General features: G+C 41.9%; 19 protein-coding genes. 6 read left to right on the forward strand and 13 right to left on the reverse strand.

From position 1 onward, the window contains the following. Positions 1–137: 137 nt before the first annotated feature. The 3 genes from ICL16_RS34895 to ctpB form a co-directional block, all read right to left on the reverse strand. Positions 138–833 (reverse strand): response regulator transcription factor, encoded by a 696-nt coding sequence (locus ICL16_RS34895; RefSeq protein ID WP_190836166.1) that lies wholly within the window; start codon positions 831–833, stop codon positions 138–140. 163 nt (positions 834–996) lie between these two features. Further along, positions 997–1,962: a glycosyltransferase family 2 protein gene (locus tag ICL16_RS34900; RefSeq protein WP_190836167.1), complete on the reverse strand. Its 966-nt coding sequence runs from the start codon at positions 1,960–1,962 to the stop codon at positions 997–999. A 68-nt stretch (positions 1,963–2,030) separates the two neighbouring features. Continuing rightward, complete coding sequence (gene ctpB, locus ICL16_RS34905) at positions 2,031–3,371, reverse strand: carboxyl-terminal processing protease CtpB (RefSeq protein ID WP_190836168.1); 1,341 nt, start codon at positions 3,369–3,371, stop codon at positions 2,031–2,033. Between the two features lie 271 nt (positions 3,372–3,642). Here ctpB and ICL16_RS34910 point away from each other — a divergent pair, with 271 nt between their 5' ends. Further along, complete coding sequence (locus ICL16_RS34910; RefSeq protein WP_190836169.1) at positions 3,643–4,314, forward strand: YdcF family protein; 672 nt, start codon at positions 3,643–3,645, stop codon at positions 4,312–4,314. 4 nt (positions 4,315–4,318) lie between these two features. After that, entirely contained in the window at positions 4,319–6,031 is a 1,713-nt protein-coding gene (locus ICL16_RS34915; RefSeq protein ID WP_190836170.1) for an ABC transporter ATP-binding protein/permease, read from the forward strand. A 454-nt stretch (positions 6,032–6,485) separates the two neighbouring features. Here the strand turns inward: ICL16_RS34915 and recJ are convergent, their stop codons facing one another. From recJ to ICL16_RS34945, 5 genes are all read right to left on the reverse strand, one after another. Then, positions 6,486–8,795, reverse strand: a complete 2,310-nt coding sequence (gene recJ / locus ICL16_RS34925; protein ID WP_190836171.1) for a single-stranded-DNA-specific exonuclease RecJ — start codon at positions 8,793–8,795, stop codon at positions 6,486–6,488. Positions 8,796–8,850: 55 nt separating this feature from the next. Then, positions 8,851–9,489 (reverse strand): GNAT family N-acetyltransferase, encoded by a 639-nt coding sequence (locus ICL16_RS34930; RefSeq protein WP_190836172.1) that lies wholly within the window; start codon positions 9,487–9,489, stop codon positions 8,851–8,853. 52 nt (positions 9,490–9,541) lie between these two features. Then, a complete protein-coding gene (locus ICL16_RS34935; RefSeq protein ID WP_190836173.1) occupies positions 9,542–10,366 on the reverse strand; it encodes a PD-(D/E)XK nuclease family protein in 825 nt (274 codons plus the stop codon). A gap of 68 nt (positions 10,367–10,434) precedes the next feature. After that, the gene (locus ICL16_RS34940) at positions 10,435–10,668 is read right to left on the reverse strand and encodes a DUF2281 domain-containing protein (protein ID WP_190836174.1); all 234 of its coding nucleotides are present in this window, start codon (positions 10,666–10,668) and stop codon (positions 10,435–10,437) included. Between the two features lie 136 nt (positions 10,669–10,804). Further along, positions 10,805–11,041: a hypothetical protein gene (locus ICL16_RS34945; RefSeq protein WP_190836175.1), complete on the reverse strand. Its 237-nt coding sequence runs from the start codon at positions 11,039–11,041 to the stop codon at positions 10,805–10,807. 48 nt (positions 11,042–11,089) lie between these two features. Between ICL16_RS34945 and ICL16_RS34950 the strand changes: the two genes are divergently transcribed. Both ICL16_RS34950 and ICL16_RS34955 read left to right on the forward strand, forming a co-directional pair. Continuing rightward, positions 11,090–11,251: a hypothetical protein gene (locus tag ICL16_RS34950; RefSeq protein WP_190836176.1), complete on the forward strand. Its 162-nt coding sequence runs from the start codon at positions 11,090–11,092 to the stop codon at positions 11,249–11,251. A gap of 5 nt (positions 11,252–11,256) precedes the next feature. Then, positions 11,257–12,411: a DUF7005 family protein gene (locus ICL16_RS34955; protein ID WP_190836177.1), complete on the forward strand. Its 1,155-nt coding sequence runs from the start codon at positions 11,257–11,259 to the stop codon at positions 12,409–12,411. Between the two features lie 21 nt (positions 12,412–12,432). Here the strand turns inward: ICL16_RS34955 and ICL16_RS34960 are convergent, their stop codons facing one another. The 3 genes from ICL16_RS34960 to ICL16_RS34970 all read right to left on the reverse strand — a co-directional run bounded on the left by ICL16_RS34960 (position 12,433) and on the right by ICL16_RS34970 (position 14,971). Beyond that, entirely contained in the window at positions 12,433–13,011 is a 579-nt protein-coding gene (locus ICL16_RS34960) for a Uma2 family endonuclease (RefSeq protein ID WP_190836178.1), read from the reverse strand. Between the two features lie 101 nt (positions 13,012–13,112). Beyond that, positions 13,113–14,243: an aldo/keto reductase gene (locus ICL16_RS34965; RefSeq protein ID WP_190836199.1), complete on the reverse strand. Its 1,131-nt coding sequence runs from the start codon at positions 14,241–14,243 to the stop codon at positions 13,113–13,115. 227 nt (positions 14,244–14,470) lie between these two features. Further along, positions 14,471–14,971 (reverse strand): bifunctional nuclease family protein, encoded by a 501-nt coding sequence (locus ICL16_RS34970; RefSeq protein WP_190836179.1) that lies wholly within the window; start codon positions 14,969–14,971, stop codon positions 14,471–14,473. Positions 14,972–15,310: 339 nt separating this feature from the next. On the opposite strand from ICL16_RS34970, the gene ICL16_RS34975 reads away from it, so the two are divergent. Continuing rightward, entirely contained in the window at positions 15,311–15,979 is a 669-nt protein-coding gene (locus ICL16_RS34975) for a riboflavin synthase (RefSeq protein WP_190836180.1), read from the forward strand. 94 nt (positions 15,980–16,073) lie between these two features. Here the strand turns inward: ICL16_RS34975 and ICL16_RS34980 are convergent, their stop codons facing one another. Further along, the gene (locus ICL16_RS34980; RefSeq protein WP_190836181.1) at positions 16,074–17,864 is read right to left on the reverse strand and encodes a M23 family metallopeptidase; all 1,791 of its coding nucleotides are present in this window, start codon (positions 17,862–17,864) and stop codon (positions 16,074–16,076) included. Next, entirely contained in the window at positions 17,861–18,691 is an 831-nt protein-coding gene (locus ICL16_RS34985) for a biotin--[acetyl-CoA-carboxylase] ligase (protein ID WP_190836182.1), read from the reverse strand. Before ICL16_RS34985 ends, ICL16_RS34980 begins: the two co-directional genes overlap by 4 nt. Positions 18,692–18,769: 78 nt before the next feature. On the opposite strand from ICL16_RS34985, the gene pgeF reads away from it, so the two are divergent. Then, positions 18,770–19,570 (forward strand): peptidoglycan editing factor PgeF, encoded by an 801-nt coding sequence (gene pgeF / locus ICL16_RS34990; protein WP_190836183.1) that lies wholly within the window; start codon positions 18,770–18,772, stop codon positions 19,568–19,570. Positions 19,571–19,664: the final 94 nt, after the last annotated feature.

Raw genomic sequence — 19,664 nt, forward strand, 5'->3', positions numbered from 1 at the left:
AGTATATAAAGATGTATTCTGCCAGGGAAATTGCTCTAACCGAGCGCTCTATCAACTTAAAATTGCCCCCCTACAGAAGGGGGACAAGAGTATATACCAACAAATTTCCTATTCCGGTTCCCTATTCAACTCGGTATTTATTTGGCAAGACCATGTTCCAAAGCAAAACGAACTAACTCAGTACGGCTATTGGTACCGGTCTTGCTAAACAACCGACTAACATATTTTTCTACGTTGCGAACACTAGTTTCCAATCGCCGCGCTATTTCTTTATTCATCAATCCTTCGGCAACCAGGTTTAACACACTTTGTTCTCGGGGAGTAAGATCGATGGTAAAAGGTGCTGGAGTTTGAGCGATCGCATTCCTTTGTGTTAACAAAGCTTTAATTTGCGAAATCTGGTTAGCTAATTCAGCAATATCAGGTGCTTCACCATCTTCAGTTGTAACTACAGTTTTACTGACTCTACGAGCCAGCAAGTTTTCGACTATTGCGACTAACTCATCTGGATCAAAAGGTTTGGGCAAATAAGCATCAACACCAGCATGATAACCTTGAATGCGATCGCCAGTCATGCCTTTAGCGGTTAAAAATACCACTGGTAGAGATTGGAAACGTGGATCTTCTCGCAGTTGCTTGAGAAACTGATAGCCATCCACCTGAGGCATCATAATATCTGAAATCACCAAATCCGGTGTGTTCTGCTGCATCAATTCCCAGCCCTGACGGGCGTTACTGGCAACTTGAACGTTAAAACCGCTCTCTTGCAAATAGTCTTTTACAGCTTCGCGTAATCCCGGTTCATCATCTACCAGTAACACTTGTGCCGACATCTAAAATTTCCTCTGTTTTACTTTTTTCCAATTTAGCGAAATTTAACTACAATTAACCACTATATATAGAAGTAGAAAATTTCAACCGCACATATACGCAAATCAACGCAGATAATCAGTAGAGACTTTCCGCCGGAACGTCTCTACCAAAATCCACGCATTCCTACAGCCACTCGATTTTTTTGGCTAACTCCGGTAACTTGGCTTCCCTTTGCCCAGCCGCACGCGCTCTAGCTGTGAACAAACCAATGGGAGTATTAAGTAAATCTACCATACTAGCTTTACCCGCTAAAACCTTGACGCTAACATCAGGTAGTTCCTTCAACAACCAACGTCCCAAACGATAGCCACATTCACGACTAGTTATATCCCGCATCAACTCTACACCGTGCAGTTCATGTAGATAGCGATTTGAACGTCCATATCGCCGCCATTGACTTTCTAATTCCTTGATTGTAGAGCGGTGGCGATGCTGTACTAAAGCACTAGGAACAAATTCCAAACGCCCAATGTTTTCTTTGAGAATGCGCCAACAGATATCAGCATCACCACCTGTAGTGAGATGGGGACGGAATAAACCTGCTCTGACTAAAGCTTCTCGTCGAATTGCCAAGTTAGCTGTTTGTCCGTATGGGCAAAACTTATGAGCTAGGGTGTGTTTTTGCGACAGTGTTTCTTGACGCTCTGCGTGTTCTTCTAGCAAACTTTTTCCTGGTAGTGCCGCAATTTCACCAGCTACAATTGCCACATCGGTATTGACAAATGGAAAAATTAATGCTTCTAACCATCCTGGTTGTGGACGACAATCAGCATCGGTAAAGGCAATAATTTCACCCCTTGCTGCTTTGATACCTTTATTTCGAGCTGCATAGGAGCTTTGAATTTGATTTTCGCTCAAGGGGCGAATTGTAATGGGGCTATTTTCGGCAGATGTTTTCAGTAAGCTGAGAGTGCGATCGCTACTATTGTTGTCTACCAGCAAATACTCCACCAGTTGTGTTGGGTAAGTTTGAGCTTGTAGACAACTAATTAACTCTGATATCTCCGGCTCACCATTATAAATAGGTATAACCACTGAAACTTTTGGTAGGAAAGTGTTATCAGTGGTTGTAACTGATGCGTGATTCATAAATTTTCGACAGTTAACAGTTAACGGTTAACAGTTAACTGTTAACCATATTCCCTAGTATGCCCAAGCTAAAATTTTAAATCAGTTGAGCGAACGCTCATGGGTTCTAAAGAAGGTTGATTGCGCCTGGGTTGGGCAAAGTTATTACTAGACAGAATTGACAATGCACGCGCATACTGAGGGTCATTCTGAGTTGCCAACAAATTGGGGTTAGAAGCCAACTGACGCTCTTGTGCCTCTGTCAATTTTATGTTAATATCTGGTGTTACTCCCTTATGGTTAATATCAGTACCTTTAGGAGTGTAATAGTGGGCAATAGTAATTGCTACACCAGAACCATCGGGTAGTTCATGAACTGACTGTACTAAAGCTTTGCCAAAAGTTTGATCACCAACAACCACTGCCCTTTGATTATCCTTAAGTGCGCCTGCCAGAATTTCACTAGCACTTGCCGAGTTATTATCCACTAGCACCGCTAAGGGACGATTTGTCAAAGCAGTGTGATTGGCTTTACTTTCTTGACTTCCTCCCACACGATCTACTGTACGAACGATCGCACCATGATCTAGCCACATCTGAGCAATTTCAATACTTGATTGTAACAAACCGCCTGGATTGCCGCGCAAATCTAAGACAAAAGTATCAGCTTTTTGCGTATTCAAATCGCCAATCGCTCGACGCATTTGATCAGCAGAATGGGCGCTAAATTCGCGTAAACGGATATAGCCAACACGCTGAGAACCTTCTTGTTTCAAACTGTAACGCACTGCTGGTACTTCAATATTAGCGCGTTGTAGCTTGAGGTCTATAGGGTTTTGTCCAGAGCGCCCCATCCTCAATGTCAAAACTGTACCTGCCTTGCCGCGAATCAGCTTAGAAGCATCATCCACTTTCATAAGTTTCGTGGGTTTGCCATCAATTGCCAAAATCTGATCCCCTGCCTTAATTCCCGCTTTGAGTGCTGGCGAATTTTCGATAGCTTCTGTAACGGTTAGTAGCTGAGTTTTTTCATTTAGTTCCATCCTAATACCAATTCCCGTCACCTCCCCAGAAGTTTGGCCCCTTAAGGCTTCATACTGTCTGGGATCCATAAATCGAGTGTAAGGATCACCTAATTTTTTTAAAGCTTCACGAATAGCTACGTAGGCTTGTTCGCGATTTGTATATTCTTGTCCCAACAAGGTTTGCCTAGTTGCTATCCAATCTTGCTGGTTAAATGAGGAATCTACATATTCACGATTCACTAGTTGCCAAACTTGGTCAATAATCGCTTTTGGGCTATCTTGCAGGGCAGCACGCACAGAGCGACACCAAACTGGACCAAAGACTGATAATGTAGCAGTGGTGGCGATCGCTCCACCTAACAAAGCTACTTGCAACGGCGAGTGACGTTTCGCAGATCGGTTCATGTATATTAGCTGGAATAATTGTGTTGTTGACAGTTTAGAAATCAGGACTTTTTAGACTGCATCAGTCTTTATACTTAGCTATATTTTCTTCATCACATACCCTTTAGTATTCTTTAAAGAAATATTGCGCCTAGACACCAGCTTTCTTAAGTTAGCCACCAACTTCTGTCAGCTAGAGCGCGACTATGTGACACTTTCACCAGTGTCATCTTAGCAACCTACTTGACTTTTTTTCCAGTTGGTTGGTATACCCCACTCTTTGTTTATGGTTATGAGACGTAACGTTACAGACAACCGAATTAATGCGCCTGCAAGGCTACGAAGACTAGTTTTTGGTATATGCCTCATACTTGGCAGTTGGCTAATTGTTAACACTATAACTATTCTGAGTGCCTCTTGGGGTTCGGTAGATGCTTTCTTTGTGCTTGGTGGAAGCATTCAGCGAGAAATTCATGTCGCACGGTTGGCAAAACAATATCCACAAATCCCAATATTAATTTCTCATGGTTCTCCAGACCCTTGTATTTTGCTCATTTTTCAAAGGCAAGCTGCCCAGATCCAGAAAGTTTGGTTAGAAAATTGTGCTGATTCTACCTTTGATAATTTATACTACGGTATTCCTATTCTACGTAGTTGGAAAGCACATAAAGTGAAGCTGATTACTTCCCCTACACACTTACCAAGAGCCAAATGGTTAGCACAAATTCTTTTAGGTGTCAATGGAATGTGGGTAGAAGTAGAAATTGTTCAAGAACAAGGTATTCCAGGAAATCGTGAATCTTGGGTAAAAACCGGACTGGATGTGACACGCAGTTTGTTATGGGCACCAATAAGTCTGTTTATCCAACCACAATGTTCACTCACAAGACTAGCAGATGTAAATTTAGCTGCTTGGCAACGTCGCGGTTTTAAATGCGAACGCCAAGGAAATATAGCAAAATAAAGAAATGGATAGATTTAACTTGACTTTATTTAGGCGGTTTTGGGCGCTCGCCAAACCCTACTGGTTTGGGACGGAAAAATGGTCATCGCGTGGTCTGCTGCTACTGATAGTATTGCTGTTACTGGCATACACAGGTCTTGCTGTTGTCCTTAACGGACAGCAGGGTGCTTTAATTTCGGCGCTTTCAGCTAAAGATCGACCAAGATTTACACAAACTATACAGATTTTCATCGGTGTGTTAGTTCTTTACGCACCACTTTTAGCTACCTATAATTATTTGCAAGACAGATTAGGTCTAGTGTGGCGGCGATCGCTTACAAATAGTTTTCTGGATAAATACTTCAATAATCGAGCCTTCTATAACCTCAATTCTCACGGTGAAATTGACAACCCCGATCAACGAATTGCCGAAGATGTCAAAAGTTTCACTCTAGATTCTCTCAAATTTTTACTCATCTTTGTCGGAGCTATTCTTAAAGTAATTGCTTTTAGTGGGGTGCTGTGGGGAATATCTAAATCTCTAGTTATTTTCCTCGTTATTTATGCCTTAGTTGGGACAATTGTGACAACCGGAATTTTTGGTAGACCTCTGGTAAAACTCAATTTTGAGCAGCTGAAAAAAGAAGCTAATTTTCGCTTTGGCTTAGTTCGCATTCGTGAAAATTCTGAATCAATTGCTTTTTACCGAGGGGAACAGCAGGAGTCAAACCAGCTAAAAAATAGATTCATGGAGGCATTTGATAATTATAAGCAACTGATATTTTGGGAGCTTAATCTCAATGTTTTAACCAATTTTTATGAATTTATTCCTTTCATTATTCCAGCGCTTGTTGTTGCTCATAGTGTGTTTGCGGGAGAACTTGAAGTAGGAAAAATTACCGAAGCTCAAGGGGCATTTGTGCGGGTATTTTTCTCGTTAAATGTGATTGTAGCTCGCTTACAATCTTTGGCAACTTTTGGAGCAGGAATTGATCGTCTCTACAGCTTTATCGATTATCTAGAACAGCCCACTGCTCAATTAGCTCAGCAAAAAGATGAGACTCCCACTATTAACTTAGTAGAGGATTCTCGTTTAGCTATTGAAAACCTGACTTTACAAACACCGAATTATCAAAGAACTTTGATTAAAGATTTATCGGTGGAGTTATCATTAGGTCAAGGATTGTTAATTACAGGACCAAGTGGCTGTGGAAAGAGTTCCTTGTTGCGGGCGATCGCCGGATTATGGAACTCAGGTACAGGTGTAATTGTACGACCCAAAATAGAGCAAATGCTGTTTTTACCGCAACGTCCTTATATGATTATCGGCACATTGCGCGAACAGTTACTTTATCCTCATACTGATGTTGAAATTGGTGAAGAGGCACTTAAACAAGTACTGCAACAAGTGAACTTAAAAGACTTGGATCAACGATTTGGTGGTTTTGATGTGGAACAAGACTGGGCATCAGTTTTGTCTCTCGGAGAACAACAGCGCGTTACCTTTGCCCGGATATTGCTCAATAAACCGGACTATGCAATTTTGGACGAAGCGACGAGTGCTTTGGATATGAAAAACGAGGAGGGTTTATATCAGCATTTGCAAGCAATAGGAACAACTTTTATCAGTGTTGGTCATCGTCCCATTTTAGCAAAATACCACCAATTAGTATTGGAGTTATCAGAAGATCAAAACTGGCACATTAAGCAACCAGAAGTTCTGACGCAATCCGCCTAGAACTTCAGTTCTAGGCTTATAGCCCAAGTCGGTTTTAACCGACTAAATTGTTGCTTTTTAGTCCGTTTTAACGGACTTGAGCTAATCGCGCCATGTACTTGAGTACATGACGTGCGTGTATAGAATGAAATAGCCCAGCTAAATCTCCAACGGCTTTTGGAGATATAATTACTTGGTAGTCCATGCTTCGATCATTTGCTCAACCGCTTCGATTGAAACTCCTTTGCCCTGATCAATTTCATCCAAACCCTCTTTGATGGCGGCAAAAAACTCAATTTCAATGGACAATTTCGCTGAGTGATACGTTTGGTGGTAGGAGCTTCACAAGCTCAATGACTGCTTCTTTATCACTCATAGCAATTCGTGTATTTTATTCAGTAGATAAACATATATTAGTTTATCTTAAAGCGACAAGCCTCGCTATGAAGCACTGTTATATTCAATCATATGACTATTAACTAATAGCAGTTTGATGAGCTAGAGCCTCAATTGTCGAAAGTGGAACAGAGGCAAAATATTCTCGCTGAAATTGTTCTTCGCGTACAGCAGCTAAAAATTGTCCAATTGCTGCTTCTGCAAGAGTTGACTCAATTGTTGAATCCTGAGAAAATATCATAGATCTGTCTTGCCGTTTAATCGTAAAACCCATAAACTTCAAAGCTTTAAAACCTAAATGTAAAGTTTGATCGCCTATACAAAGTTTCTCTAAAAGTTGAACGCGGGTAACAGGTTGATTTGTCCGACTGAGATACTTAGCTAATCCTACCAGGGTAAGCCAAATTTGCTCTGGTGGAGAGTGTTCTGGTTTAGACCATGCTATTGCTAAAGGTTGTCGATTGTAAAGCGATCGCCTAATCCAAGCACGTAAGCCTTCCCAACTAGTTGGACAATCTTTAAGCAAGAGCGCTGAGTCTAAAGAGTGTTCAGGTTGGCGATTGCGCCAATCTTGTATTAGCTGTAGAGAAGTTACGTGTAACGTCTCTACCGAATTGACACAAGGACGCACTGCTACTAATCTAATTTCGTAGCGTTTTTTGAAAGTGTTATAGTCCAGTTCAGCAATACAATCACATCTTGAAGGTGGTAACTCATCCTTATAATGTCCCCACCACACACCAGGAAAAGAACTTTTACTAGAATCGTCTTTAATCTCAAAGTCGGTTTTGATGTATTGTACTTTTTTCCCCTGTGAATCTTGTTGATTGCGATGCCAAGCATTTTCAAACCAGCAGTTTTTAATCAACAGTTTAGGTACAGGATTACCCATACCACAAGGTTCTAGCAGTTTCAGTTCTAAAAATAACTCTTTACCCAAGTCTGCTACTGTTACCGCCAAGTCTGCTTGTACTGTTGGTGTCAAGGTTGCACCACTCAACCGCCGCAACTGCTGATTAATCGCCTCTGTAAATAATGGAATATTTTCCACTGGTAGACTCAACCCTGCGGCAAACGGATGTCCCCCAAACCGATGTAACAAATGTGCTTGGTCTTTTACTAGTTGATATAAATCTACTGAGTTAATAGATCGAGCAGAACCCCTAGCAAGATGCTCTTCCACTCCCTCTGTACTCAAAAGAATCGTTGGGCGTCCTGTATCGTGTGCTACCTGTCCTGCCACTAACCCTAAAACGCCAACAGCCCATTGAGGATCTTCTAGTACAATGACACTGGTGGTTGATAAATCTAATTGAGTGAGTTTCTGAGCTACTTGTTGAGCGACATCTTTTTGTAAAGACTTGCGACGGGTGTTTGCTAGTTCTGTGACTTCTGCTAGTTGATTGACACGCTCTTTGTCGCGACTTGTGAGTAACTCCACACAGAAAGTTGCATCACCTTGTATTCTACTGACAGCATTAATTCGTGGACCAAGACCGAAGGAAATATCTGTGGGGCGATCGCCACTTTTCTGGCATAATTCTAACAACCTTCCTACCCCAGGACGTCGCCGTGCAGCTGGTGGTTGTTGAAAATCTTCTTGCAATCGTTGAATTCCCAATTGCGCTAGATAGCGACAATCTCCACTTAACTGCACTAAATCAGCAATTAATCCTACCGCCACTAAATCCAATAAATCTTCTAACGGTTGTTGCGCGATATTTGGTAAGCTTTGATAAACAGCTTCGACCAACAAGTATGCCACCGCCACCCCAGAAAGATTAAACAGTGAATGCGTACTCGGCAAATAACGAGGATTAATAATTGCTGTAACAGGTGGACGTTCTATCGGTAGCGTGTGGTGGTCTGTAACTATAATATTTATACCTAGCTCTTTAGCATAAGTAATTTCCTGGATATTAGTACTGCCAGTGTCGCAAGTGACAATCAACTTAATATCTTGTTTTACTAAATGATCAATTCCTTTGCAATTGAGTCCGTGAGATTCTGTAAAGCGATTGGGAATGTAGTAAATTAACTGAGTGTTTTGAGTAAAAAACTGTCCCAACCCATCCCATAGCACAGCAGTAGAGGTGATACCATCAGCGTCAAAGTCTCCCCAGATAGCAATTTTTTCCCCAACATCCCTTGCTAGTTTCAAACGTTCCACCGCCAGATGCATTTCTTGCCCAAACTCAAACGGACTCGCAGCTTGATAAGATTGAGTATTGACAAAAGCATCTAATTGTGATGAATCTCTTATTCCCCTTTGCCATAATAACTGTGCTGCGAAATATCCACGCTTATCAGGCGTATATTTTTTCACAGCTTGTATGAATGACTCGGTTGGTTGTTCAGTTGATGCAAGAATCCACTGTTGTTCTGACATATTACACCTTTCCTCGTTCCCAGTCTCCGACTGGGAGCGAGAGTAACGTTAATATTTAAACGGGTGTTTGCTCTTCAGTAGTGTTATCACTTACTAAGGAGTTAAGAGCGATTTCACGAGCAATTCCTTCAGTCTTACGTGTATTGCGTATGGCAGGACGAGTACGCTTGTAACCTGCTCTTTCCGCTTTTTGGTGTTCGTAGGCGATTATTCTACCATAGTGTTCATGCTTACTTAAATTCATGGATAAGAAAATGTGTTGGCGGACATTGCCAAAACCTTTACGTGTAAAAAATTTAACTGCTGGAGTATTGGTAGGATCTGTGTCTACCAACATGAACCTCGCCCCATCTTCAATCATGCGGGCGACGACTTTATCAACCAGTTTGTCTGCTACTCCCCGACGCTGAAAATTAGGACTAACTCCTAACCACAGAATATAACCATAAGTCCAAGATGCTTTGGTAATGATTGTTCCTAAAATGAATCCTGCTACTTGCCCGTCTATTTCGGCAACCATACAGTATTCTGGATCTGTGTTGTAAAGTCCGATTACCTCCCACTCATCCCAAGTACGGTATAAATAAGGATACAAATCGCTGGTAAATAGTTCTTCCCCCAAGTGGTAAACTGGGGCGATGTCGTCTATTCCTAATTCGCGGACATAAACCGCATCATTTTCATCAAAGTGCATAAAATAATTGAGAAATGATCTGTAGAGACTTCCCGGTGGGGCGTCTCTACTCTCATAAGGATACTTCTTGAATACTAGCGAGATTTAGTAAGGTAGTGTTCACTACAGAGGAAGAATTGCTTGCAGACATCTGGGAAGAAGAGGAATCAGTACGCTCACACCGCGTTGTAAACTGACAACCTTCGCAAGCTTTGCTACCTTCTGGTACTTGTGGAAACTGCTCTCCACTTTGATAAGCTTCCAGCCACTTGGTTAACTTAGTTAATAGTTGATTAAGCTTCTTTGCAGTTTGCTCGTGTTGTGCGGTATTGTAAATAAACTTAATACTTTGCGGTTTGCCTTCAGATTGAACAAACCAGTAAGTCATAGAAATATGTTCTGGTAAGTACTCGCTAGTTTCAGCCATGACGTAAAGATAAAGACGAGTTTGCCAGTTTTTTTCTAAAAAGCGTTTATTTGGCGGTTTGCGATAAGTTTTCCAGTCGAGAATTTGTGCTTGCTGGTTATCTGCAATCAATAAATCATAAACAACTGTGAGTAAATAGTTTTGAACTTGTAGCGTACGTAAGTGTTCGCTTTCGCGGAAATGACTCTTGAGAGTAGGAGTTAAAATTTCTGGTGCAGCATCAGCGAAAGCAGTCATCCAGCTTTGCAGTTGGGCATCTGCTTGGAGCAAACTCTCAATTGGCAAACCCATTTCTCGTTGCTGCATCAGCAAGTGAAAGCGACTTCCTAAAGTTTGCCTTTCCTCGTTTTCTGATGACGAGGGAGAATGAAGTTGTTCTAAGTAGGTGTGTTGGAATTGGCGGGGACAACGTTCGAGTAAGTTCAGTTGTCCTTGCGAGAGTCGCATTAGTTGAGTTGGAGTTGACAGCATTATACTAGATTAGCAAGGATTTTGAGGGAGCGATCGCGCGAGGCTCAGCCCTAGTAAATAGTTTAAAGTTAGGTTCTCAATGCAGTAATTGGTGTAACTCCCCAAGACTCTAAAACTTCACGTTGTAAATCTTGAGCAGAAAGGTTTTTATAGTCCCGCAATGCTCCCGCCCATTTTAACTGTAAAGGTTTAGTTGAGGCACGGTGTTTATGAAGCAAAAACTCCGCAAATTCTCCAACTTGCTGCTGTAAATCAAGTGGCAGATCTTTCCAAACTTCTTGTATGGGTTTAATACTTGTCATATACTAAACGTATGATTATTTCTCTAATTAGAAAATTTTAAAAATCACGGTTTCTGTAGAGACGCGCTCATTTGAGCCAGCGATGCAGGAGGGTTTCCCGACAGAGGCGACTGGCGTCGCGTCTCTACCATTCTTATTAATTCCGTGATTCCAGATATTTGAGAATTCTCTGATTTTCAAGAGTTAGCTCTCTAATATCAGCAGTGTTATCATCTATTCGTCTTTGAACATCAACCATCTGTCGCTGCATATTAGCTACGTTTCTTTGCATTTCATCAAGTCTAGGTAAAATGCTACTAGCTTGATATGTTAATGCTTGAATAGATATAGCATTAGATTCAATTAGTTTTTCAAGGCGGTCTGAATCACTCATCTTTATTACTAAAAAGTATATAATTTTTGCTACTATTTAATATTATATATGAGCGTTGTTAAAAGTAATGATCACCCAGTACCCATTTACAGAATCTTTGCTGAAGGTGGATTGAACGCGATCGCTCAACTAAGAAATAACATCAGTAAACTTACGAATGGCAATGAAAAAGTTAGAACAGTATCGTATGACTCATCACCTGATAGTTGATCAAAATGAACAATCTGCAATTGCGCAATAATGTTTTAGCCGCTTTCGGTGCTAGCGACTCTGAAATGATAGAATTGCTTGCCTATAACCAAAATGTATTTGAATTATCTCAATGCCAAATTCCGCAAATCCCTCCCGAACCCGAAGCTCATGTCGCTGCTTGGGAAGAATATGAACAAGTTGCACAGACGGTAGGAGCTTATACTGTCCTGAAACAGCGTTTAGTGCAGTTTCAGTTTCCCATACTTGCTGGTATCAGTGAAACAGAGGAATATCGCGCTGCTACTCGCTCTGGCACACCTGCCAATGGTATGGCACGCGCCACAGGGCTAATTTTGAGTGAACCGGAAAAACTACAAATTCAGTTACATCAAACTCTTGCTGGTGCTATTCCGGTAATCAAAGCAGGCAACCGCTGTGATTTTGTCACTTTAGTACAAGCACTGACTCAACGCAATGAACCATCACCAGTTCCTGATTCAATGGGAGCATGTATCGTTAGTGGCTATAACAATTGGGATCGTGTCAACCAGTATCGACAGGAGTGGGAAGCAAGGGAAACAGGAGTTGACTGGGCGAGTGAATTTAAACGCTTGATTCCGCGTAAAGAATTGTATCAAGATCGGTTTATTATTCTTAGCTCTGGTCCCTATAGTAATGTAGCAGCAAGTGAACTGGAATTGACTGAGTCACAATGGCGGCAACTTTCAACACAAATTAGGCTAGAACATGAATGTACGCATTACTTTACGCGCCGCTTTCTGGGCGTAATGCGTAATAATTTGATTGATGAATTAATAGCTGACTACAGAGGTATAGTAGCTGCTTTGGGGTACTACAGAGCAGACTGGTTTTTACATTTTATCGGTTTAGAGTCTACCATCTATCGCGAGGGCGGCAGGTTACAAAATTATCGGGGCGAACCACCTCTATCTGACGGTGCGTTTAAGATTCTCCAAGCACTAGTCAAGAGCGCAGCAGAAAATCTTGAGTGTTTCGATCAACAATTTATTGGGCAGCACAGAAACTTAGCTGAGCAAGTTTCAATACTGATGGCTTTGACAACGCTAACACTTGAGGAATTAGCTTGTGAATCAGGCAAGTCAATACTGGAGGCAGCCTACCGTCATCAACACCAACTGCACGCTGATCAAAGTTAACGGCAACCAGACTTTAAAGATTTAAACTACTTCAAACTTCACTTTGTTATATAAATCCTGTAACGAAATCTCAAAAGGAACTGAAGTTAGGGTAATTGCCTGGTCTTCCTCATCATACTCATATAGTGACCATTGCTTCTTACCTTTTTTAGAATACTGCTCGACACGAATTCTAGTTTGGTCGATGAGTAAATATTCTTGAAAAGTGTCAATTGTTCGGTAAGCTTCAAATTTGTCTTCTCGATCATATCCTTGAGTAGATTTCGACAAAACTTCTACAATTACTTGAGGATTTACTATTATATCTGTACGATTATTGAGATATTCTGCTTCACCAGCTACAACCATCACATCTGGATAGGTGTAGATGCGCTTTTTAGGCATCCACAGGCGAACATCCGTCATGAAAACTTCATAATCTTGCTGTCTAAAGGTAGAGTTTAGTCCAGTACTTAGATTAAGTGCTATTTTATTATGATTTGTTGTACCACCTGCCATAGGAATGATTTGCCCGTCGATGTATTCACTTTTGTAGTCAGCAGTTTCCTCTAGTTCTAGGTATTCCTCTGGGGTGTAGTATCGCTGTTGTGTTGTTACCATTGTTTTTTTAAGAAATAGTTAATAATTATCTTTTTCTGACTCTAGATCCCCGACTTCTTAAAGAAGTCGGGGATCTAATTTACTCATCTGATAAAATTGTACTACTTCCATAATCTTCTACCTTCTTTCCCATTCAATCTTTCATGAGTATCTTGCAACAAAGCTGGAATCTCCAACTTTTCTGGACATCTGGGAAGGCAATCGCCGCATACTGTACAGCGGTTAGCTTTCATTCCTGGAAACCAGTGACCGGCGTTTTCAAACATTCGGTAGCGATATTGACCAAAGTCTGTCATGTCATATGCTACTGCTAAATTCCGTAGCCGCAGCACTTCAGGAATGTTAATGTTTTCTGGGCAGGGTAAACAAGCGTAACACTGGCTGCATTTGTCTGTAGCCAGTACAGATGCTTGGTGATTTTCTAAACGTTGTAAGACAGTAATTTCACCTTGAGTAAGTTCTCCGTCGCAGTCAGCCACTTGCTTGTATTGTGCTAATTCTTCTGGCGAAGCTGGTCCCACACTTAGGGTTGTGATTCGGGTGTCGCTTAGTAAAAATCGATAGTTTAATTCTAAAGGAGAATACGGTTGACATAAGTCGATTAGCTGCTGTGGAGGTGTGTAGAGGCGTCCGCCTTTGTCGGCTGGTGAAATGATAAAAACACCCATGTCTTTTTCTGCTGCCAGCTGCACCGCTGCTGCATGGCGTTGGAAAAAATAGTAATAATGCAGATTGACAAATTCAAATAAACCTGTATTAATCGCCGCTAAAATTACTTCTAGTGAACCGTGGGTGGAAAAACCAACGTGTCGTATCCGTCCATCAGCAACAGCTTCTGCCACTGCTTGCCAACAGCCGCCTTTGGTTTGTACCCGTTCTAAATGTTCAAGGGTGTTTAAGCCATGAATACCTAAGCAATCTAGGTAATCCAGCTTTAATCGGGTCAATGATTCGTCAATGCACCGACGCATTGTGTCAGCATCATTCTGGGGAGGGATTTTTGTGGTAATGTGCAGCAGGGAACGCGGTATGGGTAATCCAGTGGCGATCGCACAGCCAAGATACTCCTCACTTGAGCCATAACCAGAAGCCGTTTCTATGTGATTAATCCCCAGCGCTATGGCTGTTTGAATTGTCAAACAAGCATTCTCAACGCTAGCCAAGTAGCGCATCGTCCCCAAGGAAAACACCGACAAATGTAAATTCGTTTTCCCAAAGCGTCGGTACTGCATCATCAATCCAGTGAGTGAATTTTGAGTAAAGGAGTCAGGAGTCAGGAGCCAGCGCCGTAGGCAGGTTTCCCGACTTGTTCGCGCCGCGTCTTTGCTACTGAGAGGCGAATGGCGTTCACCGAGTCAGGAGAAACTCAATTAATCGCCTCTGTACAGGATTCTTTCCGATTGTCGGTGATCGCTGAATTCTTTAATTCATCACTCATAATTCATAACTCATAACTTTTCTAAGAGGTTTCGCTATTGCCAAAGCGCTTAATTAAATCTTCTGGGCGTAAATTCGAGAGAAATTCCCGGAAGGCTTGCTGATCTGCTTCATCCGCATCGCGATCAACTGGGATAGAAGCATCGGCAATTACTTCTTCCATTACCCAAATCGGCGTGTTGGTGCGCAAAGCAATCGCGATCGCATCGCTTGGGCGGGCATCAATTTCTTTTTTAACTTCGCCTTGTTGAAGTATCAAAGCGGCATAAAATGTGTCTTTTTGTAGCGAATGAATAATCACCCGCTCTAGAGTCATATTCCATGTTTCGAGAATATTCACAACTAGGTCATGTGTCAACGGTCTGGGCGGCTTTTGATTCTCCAGCGCTCCCATAATTGCCCTTGCTTGTTCTTGACCAATATAAATGGGCAATGCACGGCGGTCTGAAGCATCTTTTAAAAGTACAATTGGACTACGGGTTATGGCATCTAATGCTATGCCAGCGACTTTCATTTCAATCATTGGCTAAGCCTCTACAATCCTTTGAGAGCGAGTAGGAGTATGTAACGAATCGTACACTTGACTTTGACAGGTTAGGAAAAGGTTAAACATAAGTTTTGATTCTATCTAATTGCTTCTATTAAACTCCCAAATGAATGTGAAAACCACAGTAACTCTAACTGGTCTATTTCAAAAATAATCTACTTTTTCAAGTATGCCTTGTGGTAGAAGTAATTTTGTTGAATTTTTTTTAGGATTTTTGTCAGAAATTATACTTAAATTATAAACAATTTGGTGATAATTACTAGTTAATTTTCATTGAAATTAGGCAATAAATAGAAATAGTTAGGTGAAAAAGTCGTGTTTACAGGATTAATTCAAGCATTAGGAACAATTAGACCTCTAGGAGAAAATTATTGGCAAATTACGTGCATCAGCAAGTCATCTAGTATAATTATGCAAGACATTTCTATTGGGGACAGTGTTGCCGTAGATGGCATCTGTCTGACGGTAGAATCTGTTTTAAAAGATGGATTCATTGCCACTGCTTCACCTGAAACCTTACAACGGACAACTTTGGGAGTTGAGCAGACAGGACAAAAATATGTTAACTTAGAAGCCTCGCTGCGTGTGGGTAGCAAAGTGGGAGGACACTTTGTTATGGGACATGTGGACGGTGTTGGTCGAATCAATCAGGTAGAGCAAACGTCAACTTCATGGGAAATGTCGTTTACAGCACCATTCGCGATCGCTCGCTACATTGTCCCCAAAGGTAGCATAGCTGTAAATGGCATCAGCCTCACAGTAGCCGAATATCAGCCAGAAACAATGCAATTCAAAGTAGCAGTAATTCCCCTCACCTATGCCGAAACAAATCTGAGCTATTTAAATCCAGGCGATTGGGTGAATTTAGAAGGCGATATTCTCGGCAAGTACGTAGAAAAACTCCTTTACTCACAGCAAAGCGATCTAATTGCACCAGTAGATACAATAACACCCGCCTTCTTAACCGAAAACGGGTATTTGTAACGAACACAGAGAAACTCGGTTTCTTAAAGAAACAGGGTTTCTCATGGCTAATGGCTAGATGTTCAACAATTAGCTATTATCCACCTCTCAAAATTTAGCTACCAGGTTGGGGGGTGGTTTGGGCAGTTTGCAAAGTTTGAACTAACTGGCTTAGAGCCGATTCTAGTTGAATTCCCGGATCAATCGCCACCCAACCTTCAGGTGTAAGAGTTCGTACCTCAAAATGGAGGTGAGGTCCAGTAGAACTACCCGTATTACCAACTCGCCCAATTACAGTTCCTTGTTCTACCCATTGCCCTGGTTGAACAAAAATCTCTGACATATGCCCATAGAGAGTTTGTTGAGCGCTAGTATGGTTAAGTACAACGGTTAAACCGTAGCCACCTACATTATCAGCAATCTCTACTTGCCCAGAGTAAGCAGCTAAAATGGGAGTCCCTATTGCCGCACCAATATCTGTACCAGAGTGGAAACTGCGATCACCTGTAATCGGATGATTCCGCCAACCAAACAAAGAAGTAATCGGTGAAGGTACAGTTAGGGGGTAAACCAATCCGCCTGTACCACTATAAGCGTACCTACCATTCCATGTAACTTGTGGCAAAGTTGATGCTAGAGGAATGTTATAAGCTACTGTACCAGGACGGGGCGCACTGTTGTCCGCTGTCATTGGTTCTGGCAAATCTCCTCCAGATGGGGCGATTGGATGTGAACTAACTGTGGTCGTTGGGCTAAAATTGTTGGGGATAAATCTGTTAGGACGGAATGCACTTTTCGGTTCCCCATTATTTGCAATCCGATTTTGACGACGCACGTAAGTATTTGTTTCTGGAGTTTGAGCAACTACTTGACGACGGGGACGCACGTAAGTGTTTATTTCGCTTTCCTCCGCTACTTGACGACGGGGACGCACGTAAGTATTTGTTTCTGGAGTTTGAGCAACTACTTGACGACGGGGACGCACGTAAGTGTTTGTTTCTTTCTCGTCGTTGTTTACCTGTGGACGAACATCAGTGTTGTCACCACTACTAACAATACGGCGTGTGGGAGAAACATTTGTTAGTTGAGCATTTTGACTTCTTCTGAGCCAACTAGGTACTTGCTTTGGAGTTTGTTCGTTGTCAGAATTAGTTTGAGTTTGATTTCGCGCAGAAACCAGAGGTGTTTTGGCGCAAAGACGACTTGATATACCAGGTCCAATCAAAGCTCGACAACCAGTAGAGCGTTCTGTGACTACAATAGAATTGGGTGCTTCGTACTTTTGAGTAGAAGCAGTGTTGTAATCTGTGGGGTCAATGTAGGCGTTGTTGTAATCTTTTGGTTTTCTTGTGGATGCACGAACACTGTTAGATGATTGTGAGGAATTCTGATTGTCTTCTCTAACGTTTGTTCGTTGCTGCGAAAACTCTGGCTGCGGTTTTTCTTCTCTTGCAATTACCTGATTACGCTCCCGATCTGCTAATCTGGCTCTTAACCTTCTTACTCGTGTTTCGGTCAAAGAGACTTCTATTTTACGTCTTGACCATCTGGGTACTACAGCAGTTTGAGATTCTTCATTTTTAGGTTGGGAAGGTTTAACTTGCTCTTGAGTAACGCTCAAGTCTACTCTGCGCAGTCTTTGTCTTAGTTTAGCTCGGCGTCGAGAATATTCATCTGATGAGTCAGTGTTATTGGCTTCACTAGTGTCTTTTTGTACATTGTTGACGACAGCAGGAGCGGAATTTTCCACTGTGGGAACTATGTTGTCTACTGCTGATTCAGTTTGGGCAAACACTATACCGCTACTTAACAGACTAAAGCTGCTCAGCCAACAAAGACTTTGTGCTGGTAGCGATCGCTGCCATAAGTTAGCTCTGCTATTCTGGGCTTTATCGCGTTGCTTCATGAGTTTTCTGGTGTTGTGTGTAGTTGTGATTTATGGGGGGTTCGATAGCCCAAACTGATTGTACCGGGCTGTAAGTAAATTTCTGGTGTAATTACTGATTTAATTTCCGATGTTGTCCTAACACGAAGTTCACCCTTTGAAGTTACACCTACAACAGTACCCGTAAAATCACTACCGTATACTATATCACCCATATTAGTGAGTAAATTAAGGTAGCGAGAAATTAATATATTCGCACCTTCTTGGCACAGACATTGTATACCGGATTCTATTCCTAGTAAAACTTGAGCAGCTAGCATCGACAAATCAGAAATTGGTTTTGAATGCTGTTGTTGTAAAGATTGTAAATTGATTCCGGTTTCTGGGACTGAGTTTGCCCAGTTAATGCCCACACCAATTACTGCCTTTGTAATGATTCCGCTAGTAACTTTGGTTTCCGTCAAAATACCGCCTAACTTACGATGCTCTAAAACTAGGTCATTAGGCCATTTAATCCCCACAGGAATACCACAGTTTTGTAGTTGCTCGGCAATTCCCCAAGCACTACCCAAAGTCAACTGGTAGCTATTGATAGCTTCTAACTCAGGTGCAACTGCCACCGAAAGATATAATCCTCCTGGGCTGGAAATCCATTGCCGTCCCCATTGCCCACGCCCTGCTGTTTGTTGCTGAGCAATTACTACACATCCTGGTTTTGCCCCAGTGTTTAGTAAGTCCCAGAGAATTTGGTTGGTTGAAGTGACTGTTTTATGCAGATGTAGCTGAAATTGTAAATAAGTATTATTACGTTGTAATGCTGTTTCTAGTTTTTGTTGATTCAATTCCACAGTAGTTGTACCAAATAAACCTTGTTTGGGTTAGGATTAATTGGCTGCAATTTATTTTGTTTCTAGGTTTGGTTGACGATGCACACTTGGCACTGGCAAACTTGGGAAGAACTTCCCTACCTCACTTGTAGTCTACTGGAACCTTGGAATCACGGCTTTTTTACCCAGCAGTTTTGGCCTCGTTATCCGGTGGAATTAACTTGCGTGCTGGAACCAGAGGCTTCAGTTTATCGCTTAAAACAGGTACATGGCAATGCTGTCCTCACGGCAAAGGAAATTACTTTGAAGTTAACAGAAGGTGGGGACGACGTGGAAGGAGATGGCGATTCTACCCTGGTACTGGGTGATGGATTAATTAGCGATGGGGCAAAGCAAGCAGTATGGGTAGCTGCTGCTGATTGTACACCTGTGCTGATTGCTGATGTCAAAACGGGTCAAGTGGGGGCAGTTCATGCCGGTTGGCGTGGTACTTCTCTCAAAATTGTGCCGCAAGCGATCGCCAAAATGCAAAAGCTTGGTAGCAAACTTGAAGATTTACTTATTGCGATGGGACCTGCGATTGCAGGAGAAGTTTATCAAGTCTCAGAGCAGGTAGCAGCGGAAGTAGGCAGCACTATTGTACCATATAATTACGATGAAAAAGTCATGGTGGAGTCAATGCTTGCTCTACCCAATTCCCCTGTACTAGAAGATCCGAATTCAGGAAGAGTAAGGTTGGATGTACGGCGGGTAAATGCTTTGCAGATGGAAAAGTTGGGTATTAGCGGAGAACAGATAGCGATCGCTCCTTACTGTACTTACCAAACTCCAGAGTATTTCTTTTCTTACCGTCGGGAGAAACAAAAGAAGGTACAATGGTCGGGAATTGTGAGTAGATAAAAAATGTCGCTAATTGCTGATTGTTGATTGTTAATTGTTGATTGCTAATGGCTAATTGTTCATTACTATTAACCATTAACCATTAACCATTCGC

Origin of the sequence: Iningainema tapete BLCC-T55 (genome assembly GCF_014698965.1) — a bacterium.
In the GTDB taxonomy this organism is placed as follows: Bacteria; Cyanobacteriota; Cyanobacteriia; order Cyanobacteriales; family Nostocaceae; genus Iningainema; species Iningainema tapete.